The sequence below is a fragment of the Sphingobium sp. SA916 genome (genome assembly GCF_002894065.1).
GTDB lineage: Bacteria > Pseudomonadota > Alphaproteobacteria > Sphingomonadales > Sphingomonadaceae > Sphingobium > Sphingobium fuliginis.
In genome coordinates this window covers 67,120-86,978 of record NZ_LXYF01000030.1, presented here as the reverse complement: position 1 = coordinate 86,978, position 19,859 = coordinate 67,120, and the positions used below count along the sequence as shown (strand labels likewise).

Annotated in this window: 17 protein-coding genes; 7 read left to right on the top strand and 10 right to left on the bottom strand. The window is 62.9% G+C overall.

What is annotated here, in order from left to right; translation table 11 throughout:
- Positions 1–44: 44 nt before the first annotated feature.
- From A8G00_RS08215 to A8G00_RS08200, 4 genes are all read left to right on the top strand, one after another.
- Complete coding sequence (locus A8G00_RS08215; protein ID WP_172451812.1) at positions 45–4,244, top strand: strawberry notch family protein; 4,200 nt, start codon at positions 45–47, stop codon at positions 4,242–4,244.
- Positions 4,245–4,355: 111 nt separating this feature from the next.
- Positions 4,356–6,368: a ParB/RepB/Spo0J family partition protein gene (locus A8G00_RS08210; RefSeq protein WP_103000445.1), complete on the top strand. Its 2,013-nt coding sequence runs from the start codon at positions 4,356–4,358 to the stop codon at positions 6,366–6,368.
- A gap of 90 nt (positions 6,369–6,458) precedes the next feature.
- The gene (locus A8G00_RS08205) at positions 6,459–7,379 is read left to right on the top strand and encodes an ArdC family protein (RefSeq protein ID WP_103000484.1); all 921 of its coding nucleotides are present in this window, start codon (positions 6,459–6,461) and stop codon (positions 7,377–7,379) included.
- A gap of 313 nt (positions 7,380–7,692) precedes the next feature.
- Positions 7,693–8,028, top strand: a complete 336-nt coding sequence (locus A8G00_RS08200; RefSeq protein ID WP_230588556.1) for a hypothetical protein — start codon at positions 7,693–7,695, stop codon at positions 8,026–8,028.
- A 93-nt stretch (positions 8,029–8,121) separates the two neighbouring features.
- Here the strand turns inward: A8G00_RS08200 and A8G00_RS25090 are convergent, their stop codons facing one another.
- Entirely contained in the window at positions 8,122–8,268 is a 147-nt protein-coding gene (locus A8G00_RS25090) for a hypothetical protein (protein ID WP_155276474.1), read from the bottom strand.
- 60 nt (positions 8,269–8,328) lie between these two features.
- Here A8G00_RS25090 and A8G00_RS08195 point away from each other — a divergent pair, with 60 nt between their 5' ends.
- A complete protein-coding gene (locus A8G00_RS08195; RefSeq protein ID WP_103000444.1) occupies positions 8,329–8,718 on the top strand; it encodes a GNAT family N-acetyltransferase in 390 nt (129 codons plus the stop codon).
- Positions 8,715–9,455, top strand: a complete 741-nt coding sequence (gene arsH, locus A8G00_RS08190; RefSeq protein WP_010338400.1) for an arsenical resistance protein ArsH — start codon at positions 8,715–8,717, stop codon at positions 9,453–9,455. The genes A8G00_RS08195 and arsH overlap by 4 nt, the downstream gene beginning before the upstream one ends.
- A gap of 70 nt (positions 9,456–9,525) precedes the next feature.
- Here arsH and A8G00_RS25860 read toward each other — a convergent pair whose 3' ends face one another.
- The 7 genes from A8G00_RS25860 to A8G00_RS08155 form a co-directional block, all read right to left on the bottom strand.
- Complete coding sequence (locus A8G00_RS25860; protein WP_029547841.1) at positions 9,526–10,191, bottom strand: cytochrome b/b6 domain-containing protein; 666 nt, start codon at positions 10,189–10,191, stop codon at positions 9,526–9,528.
- Positions 10,192–10,256: 65 nt separating this feature from the next.
- A complete protein-coding gene (locus A8G00_RS08180) occupies positions 10,257–11,522 on the bottom strand; it encodes a TolC family protein (RefSeq protein ID WP_010338398.1) in 1,266 nt (421 codons plus the stop codon).
- Positions 11,519–11,818 carry a DUF3240 family protein gene (locus tag A8G00_RS08175; protein ID WP_010338397.1) on the bottom strand — a complete coding sequence of 100 codons (300 nt, stop codon included), beginning with the start codon at positions 11,816–11,818 and terminating at the stop codon, positions 11,519–11,521. Before A8G00_RS08175 ends, A8G00_RS08180 begins: the two co-directional genes overlap by 4 nt.
- The gene (locus A8G00_RS08170) at positions 11,811–14,900 is read right to left on the bottom strand and encodes an efflux RND transporter permease subunit (protein WP_037509346.1); all 3,090 of its coding nucleotides are present in this window, start codon (positions 14,898–14,900) and stop codon (positions 11,811–11,813) included. The genes A8G00_RS08175 and A8G00_RS08170 overlap by 8 nt, the downstream gene beginning before the upstream one ends.
- A gap of 9 nt (positions 14,901–14,909) precedes the next feature.
- Positions 14,910–16,019 (bottom strand): efflux RND transporter periplasmic adaptor subunit, encoded by a 1,110-nt coding sequence (locus A8G00_RS08165; protein ID WP_010338395.1) that lies wholly within the window; start codon positions 16,017–16,019, stop codon positions 14,910–14,912.
- 48 nt (positions 16,020–16,067) lie between these two features.
- Positions 16,068–17,081: a HAMP domain-containing sensor histidine kinase gene (locus A8G00_RS08160; protein ID WP_010338394.1), complete on the bottom strand. Its 1,014-nt coding sequence runs from the start codon at positions 17,079–17,081 to the stop codon at positions 16,068–16,070.
- A complete protein-coding gene (locus tag A8G00_RS08155; protein WP_010338393.1) occupies positions 17,075–17,755 on the bottom strand; it encodes a response regulator transcription factor in 681 nt (226 codons plus the stop codon). Before A8G00_RS08155 ends, A8G00_RS08160 begins: the two co-directional genes overlap by 7 nt.
- Before the next feature lie 205 nt (positions 17,756–17,960).
- Between A8G00_RS08155 and A8G00_RS08150 the strand changes: the two genes are divergently transcribed.
- Positions 17,961–18,653, top strand: a complete 693-nt coding sequence (locus A8G00_RS08150; RefSeq protein WP_010338392.1) for a VIT family protein — start codon at positions 17,961–17,963, stop codon at positions 18,651–18,653.
- Positions 18,654–18,773: 120 nt separating this feature from the next.
- Here the strand turns inward: A8G00_RS08150 and A8G00_RS08145 are convergent, their stop codons facing one another.
- Together A8G00_RS08145 and A8G00_RS08140 are read right to left on the bottom strand one after the other, a co-directional pair.
- Positions 18,774–19,166 carry a metalloregulator ArsR/SmtB family transcription factor gene (locus tag A8G00_RS08145; protein WP_010338391.1) on the bottom strand — a complete coding sequence of 131 codons (393 nt, stop codon included), beginning with the start codon at positions 19,164–19,166 and terminating at the stop codon, positions 18,774–18,776.
- Complete coding sequence (locus A8G00_RS08140) at positions 19,163–19,786, bottom strand: peroxiredoxin (RefSeq protein ID WP_010338390.1); 624 nt, start codon at positions 19,784–19,786, stop codon at positions 19,163–19,165. The genes A8G00_RS08145 and A8G00_RS08140 overlap by 4 nt, the downstream gene beginning before the upstream one ends.
- Positions 19,787–19,859: the final 73 nt, after the last annotated feature.

Below are 19,859 nucleotides of genomic sequence, written 5' to 3'. Positions count from 1 at the left end.
GATGACCTGGCGCTGATGCCAGGTGTCAGACCCGGAGATACCCCATGGCCACACAACCCCTCGCGCTCACGCTGCCGCTCGATGATCCCGCCCGGACCGCTGCTCAAGGCATAGCCGACCGGCTGTCCGAAGGCCGTTCGGTTGCACGTAACGACCTCCTTGCCGGGATGACCACCGCCTTCGGTGGCTCGAGCGCGGATGGCTCATGGTCATTGCGCGACGCCTATGATGTGCTCGAACTCGCGCAGATACTCCATCTGAAGAACACAACACTCCCGGCAGATGCGAATGTGCGGCTCGCCCAGCTGATCGCCATGACGGCGGCGCTTCCGACGCACAGCGTGCGTAGCGAAACGCAGGTCGCGTTCCAGCAATTCTCGACACCGGCACCGATCGGCTTCCTTGCCGCCAGGGCAGCCGCGATCACGGCACGCGATATCGTGCTCGAGCCCTCGGCCGGGACCGGGCTCTTGGCCGTACACGGTCATTTTGCCGGCGCTCGCCTTCTCCTCAATGAGATCGATGCCTGGCGCGCGCGTTTGCTGCGTCATGCCCTTCCCGAGGGCACATTGAGCACGCATGACGGCGAATTGATCGACGACATGCTCGATCCGCAACTGGTGCCGAGCGTCGTGCTCATCAACCCGCCCTTCTCGCGGAGCCAGGGACGGGGGCGCGACCGCCACGCTGCGCTTCGCCACCTGCGCTCCGCGCTCTTGCGCCTCGCACCAGGCGGGCGCTGCGCCGTCATTCTTCCCGATCGCATCGAGACTGGGGACGCGGATTGGCAGCACGCCACCGCGGGCGCGCATCCCCGTCTGCATCTTGACCTGCCGCCCAATGCCTATGCCAAGCACGGCACTGGCCAGGCAGTCCAGCTCATACTCCTCGAAAAGGGCGGGGCAGGGGGCTCGGTCCCGCGCCAGACCTGCACGACGCTCGGCGCTGCGCTTGCGGCCATCGATGCGATGCCGACCCCATGCGCGCCGCCGCCGCAGCCGATCTCCCGCCCCAGCGGATTGTTCCGGAGCCTCACGCGGCGGACCCGCCCCGTAAGCTCGCGTGTGGCGGTGACCCTGCCCACGACCCGCGTGGTCGCCTATCACCGTCTCGACGCGCCGGCGCCCGCGGGCGAACCGCAAGGGATTTACCTGCCCTATCGGCCGAGCCGTCTGCTGATTGCCGATGCACGTGAGCACCCAAGCGCGCTGGTCGAATCGCAGGCAATGGGATCGATTGCAGCACCCCCGGTCGCTAATGAACCCGTGCTGCCGGCCAGGATCTTGGACGACGGCCTGCTCTCGGACGCGCAGCTCGAAACGCTGATCTACGCTGGCGCGGCGTTCGAGCGCGACCTTCCGGGCCGGTTCGTATCTAGCGAGGAGGGTCTTTTGCTGTCGCCGGCAGAGGCCGGCAACGCCTATCGGACCGGCTTTTTCCTTGGCGATGGCACGGGCGCCGGCAAGGGGCGGCAGGTGGCGGGCGTCATCCTCGACCAGTGGTTGCGCGGCAACCGCCGCCACCTCTGGATATCCAAGAGCGAGACGCTGATCGAAGACGCTCGCCGCGACTGGTCGGCGCTTGGCGGCTTGCCGCTCGACATCCAACATCTCAACCAGTGGAAGCTCGGCACCCCGATCGCGCTGGGCGATGGGATCCTCTTCCTGACCTATGCCACTCTGCGCTCCAACCGCGGTGACAGGGGCACGCGGCTGCGCCAGCTGATCGAATGGATGGGTGAGGATTTCAGCGGCGTCATCGTCTTCGACGAGGCGCATGAGATGGCCGGGGTGGCCGGTGGCGAGGGCCGGTTCGGCGCCACGAAAGGATCCGAACAGGGCATCGCCGGCGTCCGCCTCCAAAATCTCGCTCCGCGCGCCCGGATTCTCTACGCTTCGGCGACGGGCGCCTCGGACGTCAACAACCTCGCTTATGCGACACGCCTCGGATTGTGGGGACCGCAGACGGCCTTCGCCGACCGGCGGGCCTTCGTGGAATCGCTTCGCCGCGGCGGCATCGCAGCGATGGAGTTGATCGCCCGCGACCTCAAGGCGCAGGGCCTCTATGCCGCGCGGGCGCTCAGCTTCGCCGGCGTCGAATATGACATCCTCGAGCATCGGCTCAGCGAAGAACAGATCGCCGTTTACAATGCCTATGCCGATGCCTGGGCGATCATTCACAACAATCTGCAGGCCGCGCTCGCCGCCACGCGTGTCACCGACGGTTTCAGCGGTGCCACCTACAATAGCGGAGCGAAGGCCGCGGCATTGTCGATCTTCGAATCGACCAAGCAACGCTTCTTCGGCCAGATCCTGCTGTCGATGAAGCTGCCGTCGCTGATCCCGGCGATCGCCGCCGATCTCGCGCGGGGCGACTGCGCCGTGGTCCAGCTCGTGTCGACGTCGGAAGCGATGCTCGATCGTGCCCTTGCTGACCTGTCCCCTGAGGAGCGCGCCTGGCTCGACATCGAGCTGTCCCCGCGCGAATTCCTGGTCGACTATCTGACGGCCGCCTTTCCGGTGCGCCAGATGCGCACCTATACCGACGATAGCGGCACGGTGCGCTCGGAACCGATGATCGACAAAGCCGGGCAGCCGGTGCTGTGCCGGGAAGCGATCGCCATGCGCGACCAACTCCTCGAGCAACTCTGTGCGCTGCCGGTGGTCGGCTCGGCGCTCGATCACATCATCGGGCATTTCGGGACGGAGGCAGTGGCCGAGGTGACGGGTCGCAGCCGGCGGATCATCGTCGATGCCGACGGCCGTCAGCGGATCGAACGGCGCAGCGCGCGCACGAACCTCGCGGAGACCGACATCTTCATGCGCGGCGAAAAGCGCATCCTGATCTTCTCCGACGCCGGCGGCACGGGGCGGAGCTACCACGCCAGCCTCGACTCGCCCAATCAGAGCCGCCGCATCCACTATCTGCTCGAGCCCGGTTGGCGCGCGGACGCGGCGATCCAGGGGCTGGGCCGCACGCACCGCACCCACCAAGCCTGCCCGCCCCTGTTTCGGCCCGTTTCCACCGATTGCCGCGGCGAACGGCGGTTCATCTCGACCATCGCCCGGCGCCTCGACAGCCTGGGCGCGCTGACCCGCGGCCAGCGTCAGACCGGCGGGCAGGGACTTTTCGACCCCCGCGACAATCTGGAGTCCGACTTCGCGCGGGAATCGCTCGACCAGTGGTTTCGCCTGCTGTTCCAGGGAAAGCTCCAATCGGTGCGCTTTGATCAATTCCAGTCGCTCACCGGTTTGAACCTGGCCGGGGAGGGCGGGGGGCTCACCGAGACCTTGCCCACGATCCAGCGGTGGTTGAACCGCATCCTGGCGCTGCGCATCGACCTGCAGAACGCGATCTTCGACGAATATCTGGGCTTGATCGAAGCACGGGTGGAAAAGGCCCGCGAGGCCGGCACCCTCGATCTTGGCGTCGAAACGATCGCGGCCGACCGTATTTCGATCCTCGACCGCACGGTGATCCGGCGCGATCCCGTGAGCGGCGCCGAAACCGAAATCCTGCGCATCGAAACCGAGGAGCGATATCGGCCGCTGACCCTGGAGCGAGCGCATTGGCTTCTGGCCGATCCGGAAGCGCGCAGATTGATCAACCCGCGTTCCGGCAAGGCCGCGATTTGCCGGCCGACCTTCCCGCTAACGGACGAAGAGGGGCGGACCGTGCGCCGCTACGAGCTGGTGCGGCCGACGCGCACCGAACGGCACCGGCAGGACCTCTTCGCCGAAACCCATTGGACCGACGCGGACTGCGCGAACTTCGATGAAGCCTGGCAGGCCGAATGCGACGCAATGGCCGCGCAGACGCGTACGCAGATCATCTATCTGGTCACGGGCCTGCTGCTCCCGGTCTGGGGAAAGCTGCCCGACGATCATGTCCAGGTCTGGCGGCTGACGAGCGATGACGGCCAGTCGCTTCTCGGGCGTCTTATTCCGGCGCCGGTTGTGGAACGCATCGCGGGCGCGTTCGGCATCGCGGCCCATGTCGAGATCGACCTCGGTGCTCGGGTCGAGCATGTCCGCACCTCGGGCGAGGTCATGCCGATCGGGTCGCTTCGGCTGAAGCGGGCGTTGGTCGCCGGCGACCAACGCCTCGAATTGCTCGACTGGAAGCCCGAGGCGCTGCCTCATCTCAAGGCGGCGGGCTGCTTCACCGAGATCATCCAACACCGCACGCGGCTCTTCGTCCCACCGAGCCGCGCCGTCGAGATCCTTGGCGAGATAGCAGGCTGAGCAGCGGCAGCGTCAAGCGATCGAAGAGAGGGGAGGGGGCCTTCGGCCGGGTGGGCCTGAGTGGCTCAAGCCGGCCGACGACGTCGGCGCAACCCTCGAAGGAGACAACCGATGATCCAGTCCGTGAAGGTCAAGAACCTCTCGCTCTCCAAGGATAATGTCCGCAAATCCAATCGCGATGCCGACCTCGACAGTCTGGCCGAGAATATCGCTGCGCATGGTCTGTTGCAGAATCTCGTGGTCACGCCGCTAAAAAAGGCGGGGCACTTCACCGTCAAGGCGGGCGGCCGCCGCTTGCGGGCGCTCCAACGCCTGATTGAGACGAACCGGCTTGCCGCGGGCCATGAGGTTCAGGTGCTGGTGCTTGAGGATGATGCCGGATCGGCCGAAGCGAGCCTTGCCGAGAATTTCCATCGCGTAGCGATGAACCCGGCGGATGAATGCTCGGCCTTCAAGCACTTCCTCGACCGGGGGGCGAGCGGCGAGGATGTGGCGAAACGCTTCGGGGTCACGACCCGCTTCGTCGAGCAGCGGGTCCGGCTTGCCGAACTGGCTCCCGTCGTCTTCGCGGCGCTTGCCGCAGGCGAGATCACGCTCGGGGTCGCACAGGCTTATGCCGTCACGCCCGATGTCGACCGCCAGGCGCGTGTGTTCGAGAGCATGAGCCAGTCCTATTATGGTGACAATCCCGACAATGTCCGCCGTGCGCTCCTCAACGGGACGGTGAAGGCGACCGATGCGAAGGCGCGGTTCGTTGGCCGCGATGCCTATGTCGGTGCGGGCGGCCGGATCGAGCGCGACCTGTTCGGCGATGATGCGGACGAGAGCTGGATCGACGTGGAGATCATCGAGCAGCTTGCCGCCCAGAAGCTCGAAGCAGCGGCACAAACACTCGCTGCCGAGCAGAAGCTGGCATTCGTGACACCGGTCCTCGCGACCCACGTGCCCTATGACATGGAGTGCCAGCTCTACGAATATCATCCGGCGCTGCGCGAATTGCGCGAGGACGAGCAGGATCGCGTCGACAGTCTTTCCGATGAGGGCGATGCGCTCATCCGTGAACTGGAAACCGAACTTGAGGACGGCACACCAGAGGCCGAGGCGGCTTCGGTGCGGCTCGCCGACATCGAGCGGGAACTCGATGCGATCGAGGCGGCGCGCACGATGGTCGACGATGCGGTCAAGGACCAGCTGGGCACCTTCATCTATCTTGCCCCTGACGGCACCCCGCGGGTGCACAGCCGCATGTTCAGCGAGCGCGCCATTCGTCAGGCGGGAGAGGACGGCGAACCCGAGGCGCCGTCCGGCAAGGTCGCGACCTCCCGGCTCAGCGCGACGCTGGTCGACGAACTCGCGACGCAGCGGCGGCAGATCCTGGCGTCCCATGTCGCCTCGGACGCGGGGTTCGCGCTCGACCTCGCGATATTCCTGATCGCGCACCGGACCGTGTTCGCCAGCGGCTATGTCCGGGACCACTCGACGCTGCAAGCGGCCGCCGCGAGCTTCCCGATCGTCGGCTTCCGCGACGAAGGCAGCGCGGCCAGCAACGTCCTGGCCGAACAGCGCCAGGGGCTCGATGTGAGCTGGGCAGGCGGGAACACGCTGTCGTCGCGTTTCGATGCCTTCCGGCAACTGGATGAACAGGCGCGCGCCGATTGGCTTGCCCATGTCGTGGCGCAGACGCTCGAACCGACGCTCAACGTCGACGATGGCGGGCGCCGCAACGGCTTCCACGATCATCTCGGACGTCTGCTCGACATTGATGTCGCGCAATGGTGGCGGCCCGATGCCCAGAACTTTTTCGGACGCGTGAAGAAGGACGTCATGCTCGAAGCGCTTGAAGAGATCGGCGGGCGAGTACTGCGCGGCCGCTGCAAGGACGCCAAGAAGGGTGACCTTGCCAATGCCTGCGCGGCGCTCTGTTCCGGGCAGGGCATCGTCGAGGCCGAAGTCCGGGAAAAGGCGCTCTGCTGGCTGCCCGATGAGATGCGGTTTGGCGCGGTGGAGAAGCCCGAAAGCTTCCATAGCTATTCCGCCTTCCTCAGCGACGAAGACGACAGCGACGGCGGGGCAGGGGAGATCGCCCCCGATGGCGATGCTGATGACCTCGACGAGGCGGCCTGAGACCAACGCGTAATGGCGGGCGGCGCTCTTGCGTCGCCCGCAGTCCTTCATCGGCGGCGCTGGCCGCCGCTCTTTCGTGGAGTATCCACCATGACTCGATCATCGGGCCGGCCCTCGCCGGCCGAGACCATCACGTGCGCCATCATCGACCGGCTCGAGGCCGGTGTGCGACCCTGGTTACGGCCCTGGCGTTCGTGTGCGGCGCAGGGGCGTCCGCTGCGGGCCAATGGCGAGCCGTATCGCGGCATGAACACCTTTTGGCTGTGGCTGGCTGCCGAGCAATGCGGCTATCGGTCACGGCATTGGATGACCTACCGTCAGGCGCAGACCCTTGGCGGGCAGGTCCGTGCCGGTGAGCAGGCGCAATTTGCAATCTTCTACAAGGCTTATTCGAAGAAGGTCGATTCCAGCGAACGCCCCGGCGAGCTGGTCGATGAGCATCGCCGGGTGATGCGGTCTTATGCGATCTTCAATGCAGACCAGATCGACGCGCTCCCGTCCGATTTCTATCCAGAACCGCTATCGCTCGTCCCACCGGGCGACCGGCTCGGTCCGCGGGCACAACGCTTCGTCGATCGCCTGCCGGCGCGGCTGCGGACTGGAGGCGATCGCGCCTATTATAACCTGCGCGCAGACCTCATCACGATGCCGCCCGTCGAACAGTTCGACACGCGTGCTGCATGGGCGGCCACGCTCGCGCATGAGGCTGGTCATTGGACGGGTCATCCAGACCGGCTTGCCCGATCCTTCGGCAAGCGCTTCGGCGATCAGGCCTATGCGTTCGAGGAGTTGGTCGCCGAACTGTCGGCAGCGCTGGTTGGCGCCGATGTGGGTCTCCCAACCACCCATCTCGACGATCATGCGGCCTATATCGGTTCCTGGCTTTCGATCCTGCGCAGGGATAATCGTGCTCTGCTCACGGCGGCGGCGCGGGCAGAGGAGGCCGCTGGCTATCTGCTTCGCGCAACGGGTCTTGCCCGCGAGGATGTGGATGAGCAGGCCGCCGCTTGAGCCGGTCGATAGTATTGCCTGTTCATGTGATCATCGCGATGACGGATCCAATGACCACAGTCCGCGTCTTTCCGGGAGGGGTCGGCAAACGCCAGATGTCTGCTCCCGACCAGAAATTGCCTTTTATGAGCGGGAACGCGAACGGCCGGGTTCCCCAAAAGCGGCCAACGCTTAAAAATGGGCAGATTGTCTCACCATCAATGGCACATGACAGAAGCGCGTCTCGTAGCTAAGAGCGCAATCGGTGCATCGACTTCGCAAACTTGTCCTTGCCAATCGGCCCCTTGCCTGCGCGGTGCTTGTACTCGCGCTGATGATGAAGATCGTCATGCCGGCGGGGTTCATGCCAACCGTTTCGAACGGGCGGATCGTGGTCAGCATTTGCTCGGGTACCGGGCCGATGACGATGGTCATTACGATCCCCGGCCTTGAACATGGGAAATCCGGTAGCGACGGTCATCAGGGCAAGGCAGAACAGCCTTGCGCCTTCTCAGGCTTGTCGGCGCCGTCCCTCGCTGCTGCGGACCCAATTCTGTTGGCGGCTGCGATTCTGTTCGTGCTGGCGCTCGGCACGCGCCCTCTGGTGCTGCGAGCTTCGACAGCGCCACCCTATCTGCGTCCACCCCTGAGGGGGCTTCCGGCAATCTGATCGTTCGTCGTCGCATGAGGGGCTGAGGGGACGGGTGCGTGTATCGCGTCCGCCTCCTTCGCTGTCATGCACCTGCGTCCGATTTGGCTTGGCTCAATGCGCGCTCTTGCGGCTGCCAGGCCTGCCGAGGATTACCATCATGATAATCGCTGCCTGGTTTTGCCGGGTTCGCCACTTCGCATGACTGCGCGAAGTCGCATCCTCCTGCGCCAGTTCCATTTGTGGCTGGGCGATCGTCAAGCGGACCCGTCCCTGGTATGAAGCGGGAGCTTCTCGGAGGCTCGCCACGCCGATGATGTCCTGCGGCTCGCGCTCGGCGCCGCGCAGCTCCCGACCGACGATCTCGGCGGTCCCGACCAGATGTTCTTCAGCCTGTCCGACGATGAAGAGCTGATCGGGTTCATCGGCCTGGAAGGTAGCGGCACCGACCGGCTGCTCCGCTCGCTGGTCGTGCTGCCGACCCGGCGCGGCAAAGGATATGGCCGGATGCTGGTCGAACGCCTTGAAGGCGTTGCTGATGGCGCGGTCGAGCGGCTGCACCTCCTGACCAGCGGCACCGGGGAGTTCTTTCGCAGGCTTGGTTACACCGATGCCGATCGCGACGCCGCGCCGGCCTTCATCGCAGCGACCGCGCAGTTCACGTCGCTGTGCGGTCCGCGCGCGACCTATCTCGTCAAGGATCTTGGATGACGCGCCTTCGTGACGTACCCGACGCCGACCATCTGCCAGCACTCGATCGCGGCATCGCGATCACCCGGCCCGCCGCCGGCATGGGCGACGATCAGCCGCCGCCTCGCATCCTGCTGCTGTACGGGTCGCTGCGCGAACGCTCGTTCAGCCGACTCGCGGCTGAGGAAGCGGCACGACTGCTGATCCTCTTCGGCGCGGAGGTGCGGATATTCGATCCCAGCGACCTGCCGCTCCCAGATCAGGTGAAGGGTGACGATCATCCGGCGGTCCATGAGCTGCGCCAGCACGCGCTCTGGTCCGAAGGCATGGTTTGGTGCAGCCCCGAGCGGCACGGCCAGATCACCGGCATCATGAAGGCGCAGATCGACCATCCGCCGCTGGAGTTCGGCGGCATGCGGCCGACCCAGGGTCGCACGCTCGCGGTCATGCAGGTGTCGGGCGGCTCGCAGTCGTTCAACGCGGTCAACACGCTGCGCCTGCTTGGCCGCTGGATGCGCATGATCACGATCCCCAACCAGTCGAGCGTGGCGATGGCGTTCAAGGAATTCGACGAGGCCGGCCGCATGAAGCCGTCGAGCTATTATGACCGCATCGTCGACGTGATGGAGGAACTGGTGCGGTTCACGATCCTGACCCGCCCGCACGCCGGCCAGCTCGTCAACCGCTATTCCGAACGGAAGGCTGTACAGGCAAAGCGTAACGCTGCCACCGATCTTGCGGTCCAAGCCGTTCTGTAGGCCAGCACATCAATCATCGACTAATCGGAAAGCCGAGCCGCCATCGCCACGTTGCAGCATCACCTCCATCCTATTGTGCTCGGCCGGGAAGCATCGCTGTAAGGATATACTTCCCACTCCTCCTCGTTTCGAAAACAACTCCGGCAAGGTGGAGGGCAATCAGAACGTACAGCAAATTTACCGCTGACTCGTGCACTTCCTTCAAGGGCTCGTCCTCTGCGTCATCGACTGTCTCTTTCCGCTCAGAACCTTTGAGTAAGACGCTGTCCCTGTTATCTGTGCCTCGACCAACGGCGTGGGACGGAGCCTCGCTAATCCATTTCGTGGAGGGCAGACCAGCCATGCCAATGCCGGTCGCTATGATGATGCTAAGCGTTCCCCAAATAGCGTAGACCATCAATGCACCTAACGGATTGTGCGATGGATGGATTTCATTGTGTCCGGCTCTAATCTCCCGGATATGGGCAAGCGCTTTACGCGGGCTCGGTGGGAACGCTGTGAACCGTGCCTCTTTGGGTCCAACGAAACCCCAGAGCAGTCTAAACGCCAAAACGGTTGCGAGGGCGTATCCCACCCAGACGTGCGGCCCCGAACCCTCTTCCGTGAAAATTGCATTCCCGATGACAGCAAGAACGATTGACCAATGGGTCACCTTAACAACGGGGTCCCATTTCGCCTTTGCTCGGGCTGAGTCTTTTAGGGGCCGGACTGGGATTCCAGGTTTTGAACTCTGCATTTCAGATTCCTCCGCGTGAATGGGAAGATGACTTCATTCTCTACAGCGATTGCCAACCTACGCCCTCATGGCTCCTTCTCGTTACCTTGCCATATCGTATGAGAATCGATGAGTAATTTCACGATAGCTCGTGTCGCAGAGCTGCGTGCGTCTATGGCCAGCCGGTCCGCATCATGTGCTTGCCGTCGGGAATAGAGCAGATCGGACAGGTCGATAATGCCCCCTTCGTACCCGCGCTCCGTCCGTGTGGCGGCGTCGAGCGAACTTCTGGCAGCACCCTGAAGCCGCTGCCAAGCGACGTAGCGGCCAGAGGCGTTCGCCATATCAGTATCGGCCATCGCCAGCACCATCCGGCGCGCTTGCGCGAGATCCATAGAGGCAGCGGAGGCATTGGCTTCCGCCTGATCCTGCTGGAATTTCCGGTATCGTCCTCCCAATGGGATCGAGAAGACGACACCGACACCGCGTTCAATGCCAGAACGCTCGCTAAAGGCCCGGACGCCCAGCTGTGGGTCCGGCAAGCGATCAGCCTTCGCCCGCCGTGCGACGACTTCAAGACGCAGAGCTTCGCGATCAGCAGCCCCAATTTCATGACTGCGCTGGATCACCAGATCATGAAGTGCAGTCAGGTCCTGAGAAGGCAGGACTGGATCAGCCAAGGATGGTGCGTCCGACGGCAGGGCCAGATCGGGGAAGTTCGATTGCAGCAGCGCTCGCGCCTGTTTCATATCAGCCAGGCTGGCTGCCGCGACACCCTTGGCCTGATCGAGCGCCGCCTGGGCCTGGTCGGTGTCAAGCATCGATGCATCGCGTAACTGCACTCGCCTCTTCACGGCAGCGAGACCGCGTTCGAGTAATGCGACGTTCGATTGATCCGTGCGGTTGAGCTCGCTTGCCGTCAGCCAGTCGTACCAGAGCTGCGACAGATACAAGGCCGCCTGATGGCGCGTATCTTCCATCCGGTTTTGCGCGACCTCGACACCAAGCTGGCCTGCCTCGCGATCCAGGGCAGCCTTCCCGGGCAAGCGAAAAGATCGGCTGACCGTGCCGTCGAACTCCGTATAATTCCGCTCCAGCCGCACGTCGCGATTGATGTAGCTTCCGGTGAGCTGGACCTCGTGAGGGCCAACGCGGAGCATATCGCTCGCCGCCGATGCAGCGCCGACGCGCTTGCCCGCTGCCTCGACGGTCGGATGACCGTCAAGCGCCTTCACCACCTGCTCCTCAGGCGGCAAGGACCATTGAAGACCAGTCGCTTGCGCGTGCGCGGCAGTTGCGAGCGCAGTCGCTATCGAGATGGATAGCGGCAAGAGGGCAGTCAGCTTCTTCATGAAATCCTCCCGCGCTCGATGATCGGCAAGGAGTGCCAGCGCACAGGTTGTTTGCGGCGCGATGAGGCAACCGCAGCGATTATGGCGGGGATCATGGAATCCTCGACGACGAGCTCGAATGCGATCCGATGGAGGACTCCTCTTACCTGCTCATGCGTTCCGGCGTCGCTGAAGTCGCGACCGAGAACGGCTTCCTCACGGCGATGGATCGGCGCGGACGCAACGGTTCGAATAGCCTCCACCAGAGTTCCCGCATCCGGAGGGGAACAGTGGAGGACCAGCAGAAGCTCAGCCATTGGCCAGCACCTCTTCGAAATCCTGCTCGCCGCGGCCCTCTCCGAACCTTTCGAAAAGGATCGGGAGAAGTACCAGAGTGAGCAACGTGGACGTGACCAGCCCGCCGATGACCACAATGGCAAGCGGGCGCTGTATTTCGGATCCCGGACCGGTCGCGAACAGCAGGGGGACCAGGCCGAAAGCGGTAATACTCGCGGTCATTAGGACGGGGCGGAGGCGTCGCTCGGCACCCAGGCGCACCGTCTGCGTCATGCTCTGCCCCTCCTGACGGAGTTGGCGGAAATAGGAGACCAGCACCAAGCCGTTCAGCACCGCGATGCCAAGCAGAGCAATGAAGCCGACGGAAGCAGGCACTGACAGATACTCTCCCGATGCCCAGAGCGAGATCAGGCCGCCGACCATGGCGAAGGGAATGTTGACCAGGATCAGCGTGGCGGCCCGCAGCGAACGCAAGGTGGCGAGCAGGACGAAGAAGATAAGGAGCAGCGCGACGGGAATGACCATCATGAGCCGAGCCGATGCACGCTGCTGATTTTCGAACTGGCCACCCCACACGATGCGATAGCCGGGCGGGAGCGGCACCTTGCTCGCGACTGCGGCCTTCGCCTCGTCCACATAGCCCACCAGATCACGACCAGAGACGAAGGCCTGGACCAGAGCGAAGCGGGAACCATTCTCATGGTCGAGCTTCACCGGACCCTGCGTATGCTTCACCTGCGCCATGTCGCTGACCCGGGCGAGCGTTCCACCCGGCGTCATGATCTGCAGGTCTTCAAACCGGGTCGCATCATTGCGGATGCTTTCGTCACCGCGGATGACGATCGGGATCCGCTTCTGACCTTCGGCGACGATACCGGACCGAACGCCTTCCACCTGTGCGCGCAAGGTGTCCTGTAACTGATCGATCGGCATGCCAAACCGGCCTGCGGCTGCTCGGTCGATGTCGAGCTGCAGGTAGTCCACGCTGTCGTTCGCGACCGTCAACACTTCCGTCGCGCCGCGCACCTGGCCCAACTCATGCTGCACGCGACCTGCAAGATCCGCGAGGACCGCCGAATCCGGTCCGAAAATCTTGACAGCCAGGTCGCCCCGGGCGCCGGTCAGCATTTCCGAGACACGCATTTCGATCGGCTGGGTGAAACTGGGCTGGATGCCAGGCAGGCCGTCGACGGCCTTGCGGATCTGCTCCAGGACGAACTCCTTGCTGCCGCGCCACTCGGACTGCGGCTTCAGACGGACGAAGGTGTCGGTCTCATTAGGTCCCATCGGATCAAGCCCGATTTCGTCAGCACCAACCCGCGCGATGACTTCCTGCACCTCGGGGACACCCATCAAGGCGCGCTCGACCGCCTTGTCGCCCTCGACGGACTGGGCCAAGCTGATGGAGGGAAGTTTCGTCAGCTGCACGATGACCGACCCCTCATCCATCGTCGGCATGAAGGTTTTGCCCACCGCTCCATAGGCCAATCCGGCGAGGACCAGTCCGAGAGCCGAAAGGCCGTAGACCAGGCTCTTGCGCGCAAACGCGCCATTCAGAAGCGCACGGTAGCGAGGCGTTAGCCAGCGCATCACCCATGGGTCTCCATGATGTCCGCTTTTCAAGCCGAACGAAGCAAGGACGGGGACGAGCGTCAGCGCCAGCAGGAGCGATCCCGCAAGGGCGAAGACAATGGTGAGGGCAACCGGCGCGAACAGCTTGCCTTCCAGCCCCTGCAGCGCGAGCAGAGGAAGGAACACAAGTGCGATGATGATGATGCCCGCCGATACCGGCACAGTCACGTCGCTGGTTGCGCGGAAGACTTGGTGAAGGCGCGGATGGGAGTCATCCTGTTGGTGCGACAGACGCTCTACGACGTTCTCCACCACAACGACCGCACCATCCACGAGCATGCCGATAGCAATGGCCAGTCCACCGAGGCTCATGAGATTCGCGGACAACCCGGCCATGCTCATGAACAGGAACGTCACCAGCGCGGCCATCGGCAGTGTGACCGCAACGATCGCGGCGGCTCGCCAGTCACCGAGGAAAACGATCAGAAGGATCACGACCAGGACGGTCGCTTCCAGCAACGCTTCCTCAACCGTTCCAATCGCTCGGCCGATCAGATCGGACCGATCGTAGAAGACCGCGATGTGCGTTCCGGCTGGAAGGCCACGCTCGACCTCTGCCAGACGGTCTTTGACGCCGGTCACAACCTGCCGTGCATCGGCACCGCGAAGAGCGATCACAAGGCCCTCGACCGCCTCTGCCTTGCCGTTCTTGGACACCGCGCCATAGCGCGTCAGGCTTCCGGTCCCGACACTCGCTACATCTCCCAGGCGGACGATACGGCCGTCACGGCTCGTTATGACCAGCGACTGAAGATCGGCGACGGACCGGATCGCGCCGACAGCCCGAACGATCAGGGATTCTTCGCCAGTGACGAGGCGGCCGGCTCCGTCGTTGCGATTGCCACTGTCGATGGCCGTCTTGATGTCGGCAACGGAGAGGTGGGCTCCGGCCAAGGCGAGAGGATCGGGCCGGACCTCGAATGTACGGACATATCCACCAAGCGCGTTGACGTCGGCGACGCCGGGCACAGTCCGCAGAGCGGGACGGATGGTCCAGTCGAGAAGCTCCCGCTTCTGCTGGAGGCTGAGCGGCCCCTCGATCGTGAACATGAAGATATCGGACAGAGGCGTGGAAATCGGCGCCAGGCCGCCCGACACGCTCGCCGGCAGATCCGCCATCACTCCGGAAAGGCGCTCCGCGACTTGCTGGCGCGCCCAATAGATATCTGTGCCGTCGGTGAAGTCGATGGTGATATCGGCGATCGCATATTTGGCGGACGAACGCAGGATAGACTGCCGGGGAATGCCCAGCATCTCCATCTCGATCGGGGCAATTACGCGGCTCTCAACCTCCTCCGGCGTCATGCCGGGAGCCTTGAGAATGATCTTGACCTGCGTCTGCGCTATATTGGGATACGCATCCACGGGTAGCTGAACGAAGGCCCATGCGCCGAGGCCGGCGACAGCCAGTGCAAGCGCTACGACGAGCAGGCGATAGGACAGAGCCTTCGCGACGAGTGACTGAAGCATGGGCCCGACCTATTTCGAGATGGCGAGCGCTTTGAGCGCGCTTGTGCCCGTAGTGACGACGTTCTCACCGATGCTGACGCCGGTCAGGAGGAGGACTTGGCCATCCACCGCGCCGCCCTTTGTCACCTCGCGCTGAACATAACCGCCCCGGACCGCGACGAAGACCACCGACTTGCCGTCTGTATCTACTACGGCCGCGGCAGGCAGGACGACTGCGCCTTTCGGTGCAGGCCCGAATATCGTGACATTGCCGGTGGCGCCTGCAATGACCCCTGGAGCAGCGGGAAGGCTCGCCTTCAGCGAGGCAGATCGCGTCATCGCGTCGATGGTGCTGCCGACAGATGTGACGGTGCCAGAAAGCGCGCCGAGTTTGACCGTCATGCCGGGTCTGATCTGTCCAACAAGCCGCTCGGGAACCTGGGCGACGACTTCGTAACGGCCATTCGCATCGATCACATAGGGAGCAGTCGTCCCGTCCAACGGGTCGCCTGTCTGGATCTTGGCACGCGTGATTCTGCCCGCGATCGGAGCTGTCAGCGTGTAGGTGCCGCTGCTCCCATGCCCGCCGACAAGGCTGAGAATGCGGCTTTTCTCGCGAACGTCCGCACGCGCCTCCATGGCCACTGCGCGGGCTTCGTCGGCTCGCGCTCCGGCTATCACCCCTTCCTTGTCCAGCTGGGAGAGCCTGGCTGCACTCGTCTGCGCGACGCCCAACCGTGCATTTGCACGCGCGAGATCGGCGCCCAGCGTCAGAATGTCGCGGCTCGAAACCACGGCCAGTGGTTGCCCGGCCCGTACGCTGTCGCCTTCCACGACCATGGTGCGCATCACCACACCCGGAAGTGTCGCGGTCACCGCCACACGCGCATTAGCGGGCGGACTGATCGTGGCGGGGAGATCGGCGATCGGCGCTTCTGATGCAGGCAATGCCGGAGAGGCCTTGATGCCGAGCAATCTCGCCCTGTCCGGCAGCACGGCAAGCATGCCGGCAGCTTTCTCGGTCTTGACCTGCGTTCCCGCCGAGACGGTTTCCGAGCGAGGAAACATAGTCCAGCCCAAGCCCGCGACTGCGACGGCTACAATGGCGCCGCCCACCAGATATTTGCGTCCGTTTTCCATTTCGCCGCGATATCGGGTTCAACCTGACGGCGTCTTGACGATGGGAAATTACTGCAGGCGGAAATCCAGGATGAGTTCTCTCAAGGTCTCGCTCGTTCGAATATGACCGTTATGTGCGCTCATAATCCGATGGGTTATGGAGAGGCCGAGACCCGCGCCATGGGGGCTGGCATGGTCTGCTCGCTGATGGCGGCGGATGAGTTGCGCCAGCTTCTCTTCGCTGAGGCCGGCGCCTTGGTCGCGCACCCTGATGATCGCTCCGGGCCCGGATATGATCGTCACGGTGCCACCCATGGGCGTCGCGCGGACGGCATTTTCAATAAGGTTTCGGATTCCCGCCCCGATCGCTTCCCTGTGGCCGTATATCTTTGGCACCTGGCCTTCGGACTCTATCGCGATCTCGCGTCCTTGCGCGATGACGGTCGCTGCCAGGGACGAGACACTGTCTTCAGCCAATGTCTCGAGATCGAGTGGCTCAGGCGTCATGGGCATGGTGGCGTCCGCGTCGATCTGCGCCAGTAGCAGGAGCTGATCCACAAGACGGCGCATGGCGCTGACCTGCGCCTTCAGAGGATCTCCATCCGATCCCTCGCGTCGATCAAGCTCTAGAGACAAAATGGCCAACGGCGTCCGCAATTCGTGGGCGACGTCAGACGCAAAATCCGCCTGTTGCTGAGCTGAGGTGTCGAGTCGGTGAAGCAGGTTGTTGATGGATCGCACGAACGGTTTCGCTTCAGCAGGCATATCGGCTTCATCGATCTGCATCCCGCGTTCGGTCGGTGCGGTTTCGATATGACGCGCCGCTTTGCTCAGGGGCTCGAACGCCGTTCTGATGACCCATGTGGTTGCAAGGCCCATTGGCAGGATCAGCACCACCAGTGGGATGAGAACATGATCGAACAGTTCCGTCGATGCCGCGTCGCGCATGGTCGGATCGAGCAAGGCGCTAAACGGTATGCCATATTCCGAGAGGACAGCGTAGATCAGCGACACCGTACCGATGGCGCCAACCAGCAGCAGGCCACCGATGAGCCGATGGCCAACCGAAAGTCGCTTCAGCACGGTTCCCGGTCTTCTAGCAAGTAGCCTAGCCCCTTGATCGTATGGAGCATGTTGCGAGCTCCGCATTCCTCAAGTCGACGACGCAGCCGCGAGATTGCGGCATCCACTGCATTAGGGGATATCTCGTCTCGAAAACTATACAGTGCATTTTCGATACGAGATCGACGAACGACTGCACCAGCCTCCCGCATGAGTAACTCAAGCAGGCTGGTCTCGCGAGGTGACAGATCGATGGCCTTACCCTGATACCGCGCGCGATGAGCGCTCGTGTCATAGGATAGGCTGCCCACCTCCAACACGGGCGCTGCCCGAGCTCCCGGACGGCGAAGTAGTGCCCGAATCCTCGCTGCCAGCTCATCCGCCTCTACCGGTTTGACGACATAGTCGTCAGCGCCGCCGTCCAGTCCATCGACCCGCTGCTGGAGCGAACTGCGGGCTGTCAGCATCAGGACCGGCACCGCAAGGCCCGCGTCACGCCTCTTCTTGATCCAATGTACGCCGTCACCATCGGGCAAGCCCAGATCGAGGATGAGTGCATCATACTGAGCCGACCCAAGAGCCAGATCCGCCTCCGCTGCCGAATAGGCACAATCGCATACGAATTTCCGACGCGTAAGGCCCTCCGCCGTCAGATCTGCCAGGTGGCGATTGTCTTCAATGATCAGAATGCGCATGCTCTCATCCGGCGATGGTTTTACCCGGCATATTACCGAACCGATCTGACATCGTCCTGACCATATGAATTTCTTCTGACGCTTGTGATCCGATACGGCGTCGCGCCTCCAAATTTGTGCGGATCGAGCTTGCCGGACTGGCACGAGATAGCGAACAGGCTATAATGCGGGTCAAAGAAATGGCTTGGCTTCAAAGGGGATTACGATGCGCAGCCACCGGGAAACCCATCTCGTCTCTCGTATCGGATGGCTTCGTGCCGCGGTGCTAGGCGCCAACGACGGCATCGTATCCACGGCTAGCCTGATGATCGGCGTCGCTGCGTCCGGTGCCTCCCGTTCTTCCATGTTGATATCTGGTATAGCGGGTCTGGTGGCCGGCGCGATGTCGATGGCGGCGGGCGAATATGTGTCGGTAAGCTCTCAGTCTGACACCGAAGCGGCGGACTTGCGCCGGGAGCAGCAGGAAATCGCTGACAATCCCGATGCGGAATTGGCAGAGTTGGCTGGTTTCTATGTTCAGCGAGGGGTCGACGAAAAGACCTCGCATGAGGTTGCGAAACAACTCATGGAGCATGATGCACTGGGTGCTCATGCTCGCGAAGAACTCCACATCACCGAGATGACTGCCGCACGCCCGATCACAGCGGCATTGACGTCTGCCTCGACGTTCACGGCCGGAGCCCTGCTGCCTCTCATCCTTGCGGCTTTGCTGCCGGCGTCGCTCACCGTAACAGGCGAAGCGCTGGGATCGCTCCTGTTCCTGGCGCTCCTGGGATGGGTGGGAGCTGCCGCTGGCGGTGCAAACCCGCTCAAACCTGTCGGTCGTGTGGTGTTCTGGGGGGCGTTGGCCATGGGTTTGACCGCTGGCATTGGCAGCTTGGTCGGGAAAGCAATTTAGGACAAAGGCCCAAAAGCTGCGCACATGAAACTTCTTCTACGACGTTAAGAGCGTGTCGCTTGCAGCGACCACCGCAGCACTCGCTACAAAGCCAAACGAGGCAAACAGCGCGTAAATATCTTAATCAAGCACTTGAGCAAATCCGGCCACCCCTTCAGGTAATGATGGACGACGCTCCGGTTTGGCAGACGGCCGGATTTCTTCGACCTTACCCAGGCCTCCGAAAATCGCTTCCATTGTTCGGACGCACAAAGCGACCCCCTCGTCAGCAAGCGCGTACCAAACGAGTTTGGCCTCCTTTCTCGTTTGAACGAGATTGGCCCGGCGTAACTCCCCTAGCTGCTGGCTGAGTGCTGGTTGGACAATGTCTGTCGCTTCGCCGATCTCCGATACGTTGCGCTCCCCGCGTAACAGGCAAGAGAGGATCATGAGGCGCTGTGGTTGCGCAAAGACCTTGAGCTTTTCGGACGCGACGGTCGCAGCTTCGCGGTCCTCGTAAAATGCCTCGTTCATAGCGCGTCCGCAAAGCGGCAAAACCAGTCCTGGCGATCTTCTGCGATGTCAGATGGTGGGCAGAGCAAAGGCTGTCCTTCCCGCCATCCTTCAGGCGCAAGTTTCTGGGCACTGCCCACCACTTGCAGTGCTTTAAGCAACCGCAGCATCTCATCGACCGATCGCCCAACATTATGGGGGTAGCATGTGATCGCCCTTATGACCCCTTCGGGATCGATGAAGAATGTCGAACGCATAGCCATGCTGTCAGCAGATTGCTCGTCAACCATGCCATAGGCATGCCCAATCGCCATGCTCGGATCCTCGATTATCGGGAAGCGGACATCCGCTCCGAGCGTCTCTCGGATCGCTCTGACCCACGCCATGTGCGAGTAAAGGCTGTCGACTGACAGTCCCAACAGCGACGTTTCAAGGGCATCAAATTCCGACTGCCGACGGGCGAGTTCAGCGAATTCGGTGCTGCAAACTGGCGTGAAGTCAGCGGGATGGGAAAAAAAGATCACCCATCGTCCACGCAACTTTGAAAGCTGAATTTCGCCCCCGGTCGAACGGGCGCGAAAGTCTGGCGCGGGCTCTCCAATGCGCGGTGAGCGAGATTCAATTCTTTGGGCCATTTCCATGACGTCTCCTTCGACGCTCCTCCCTCTTGACGCAACAAGATTATTCGATTACACGATATATGTAAATGTGAAT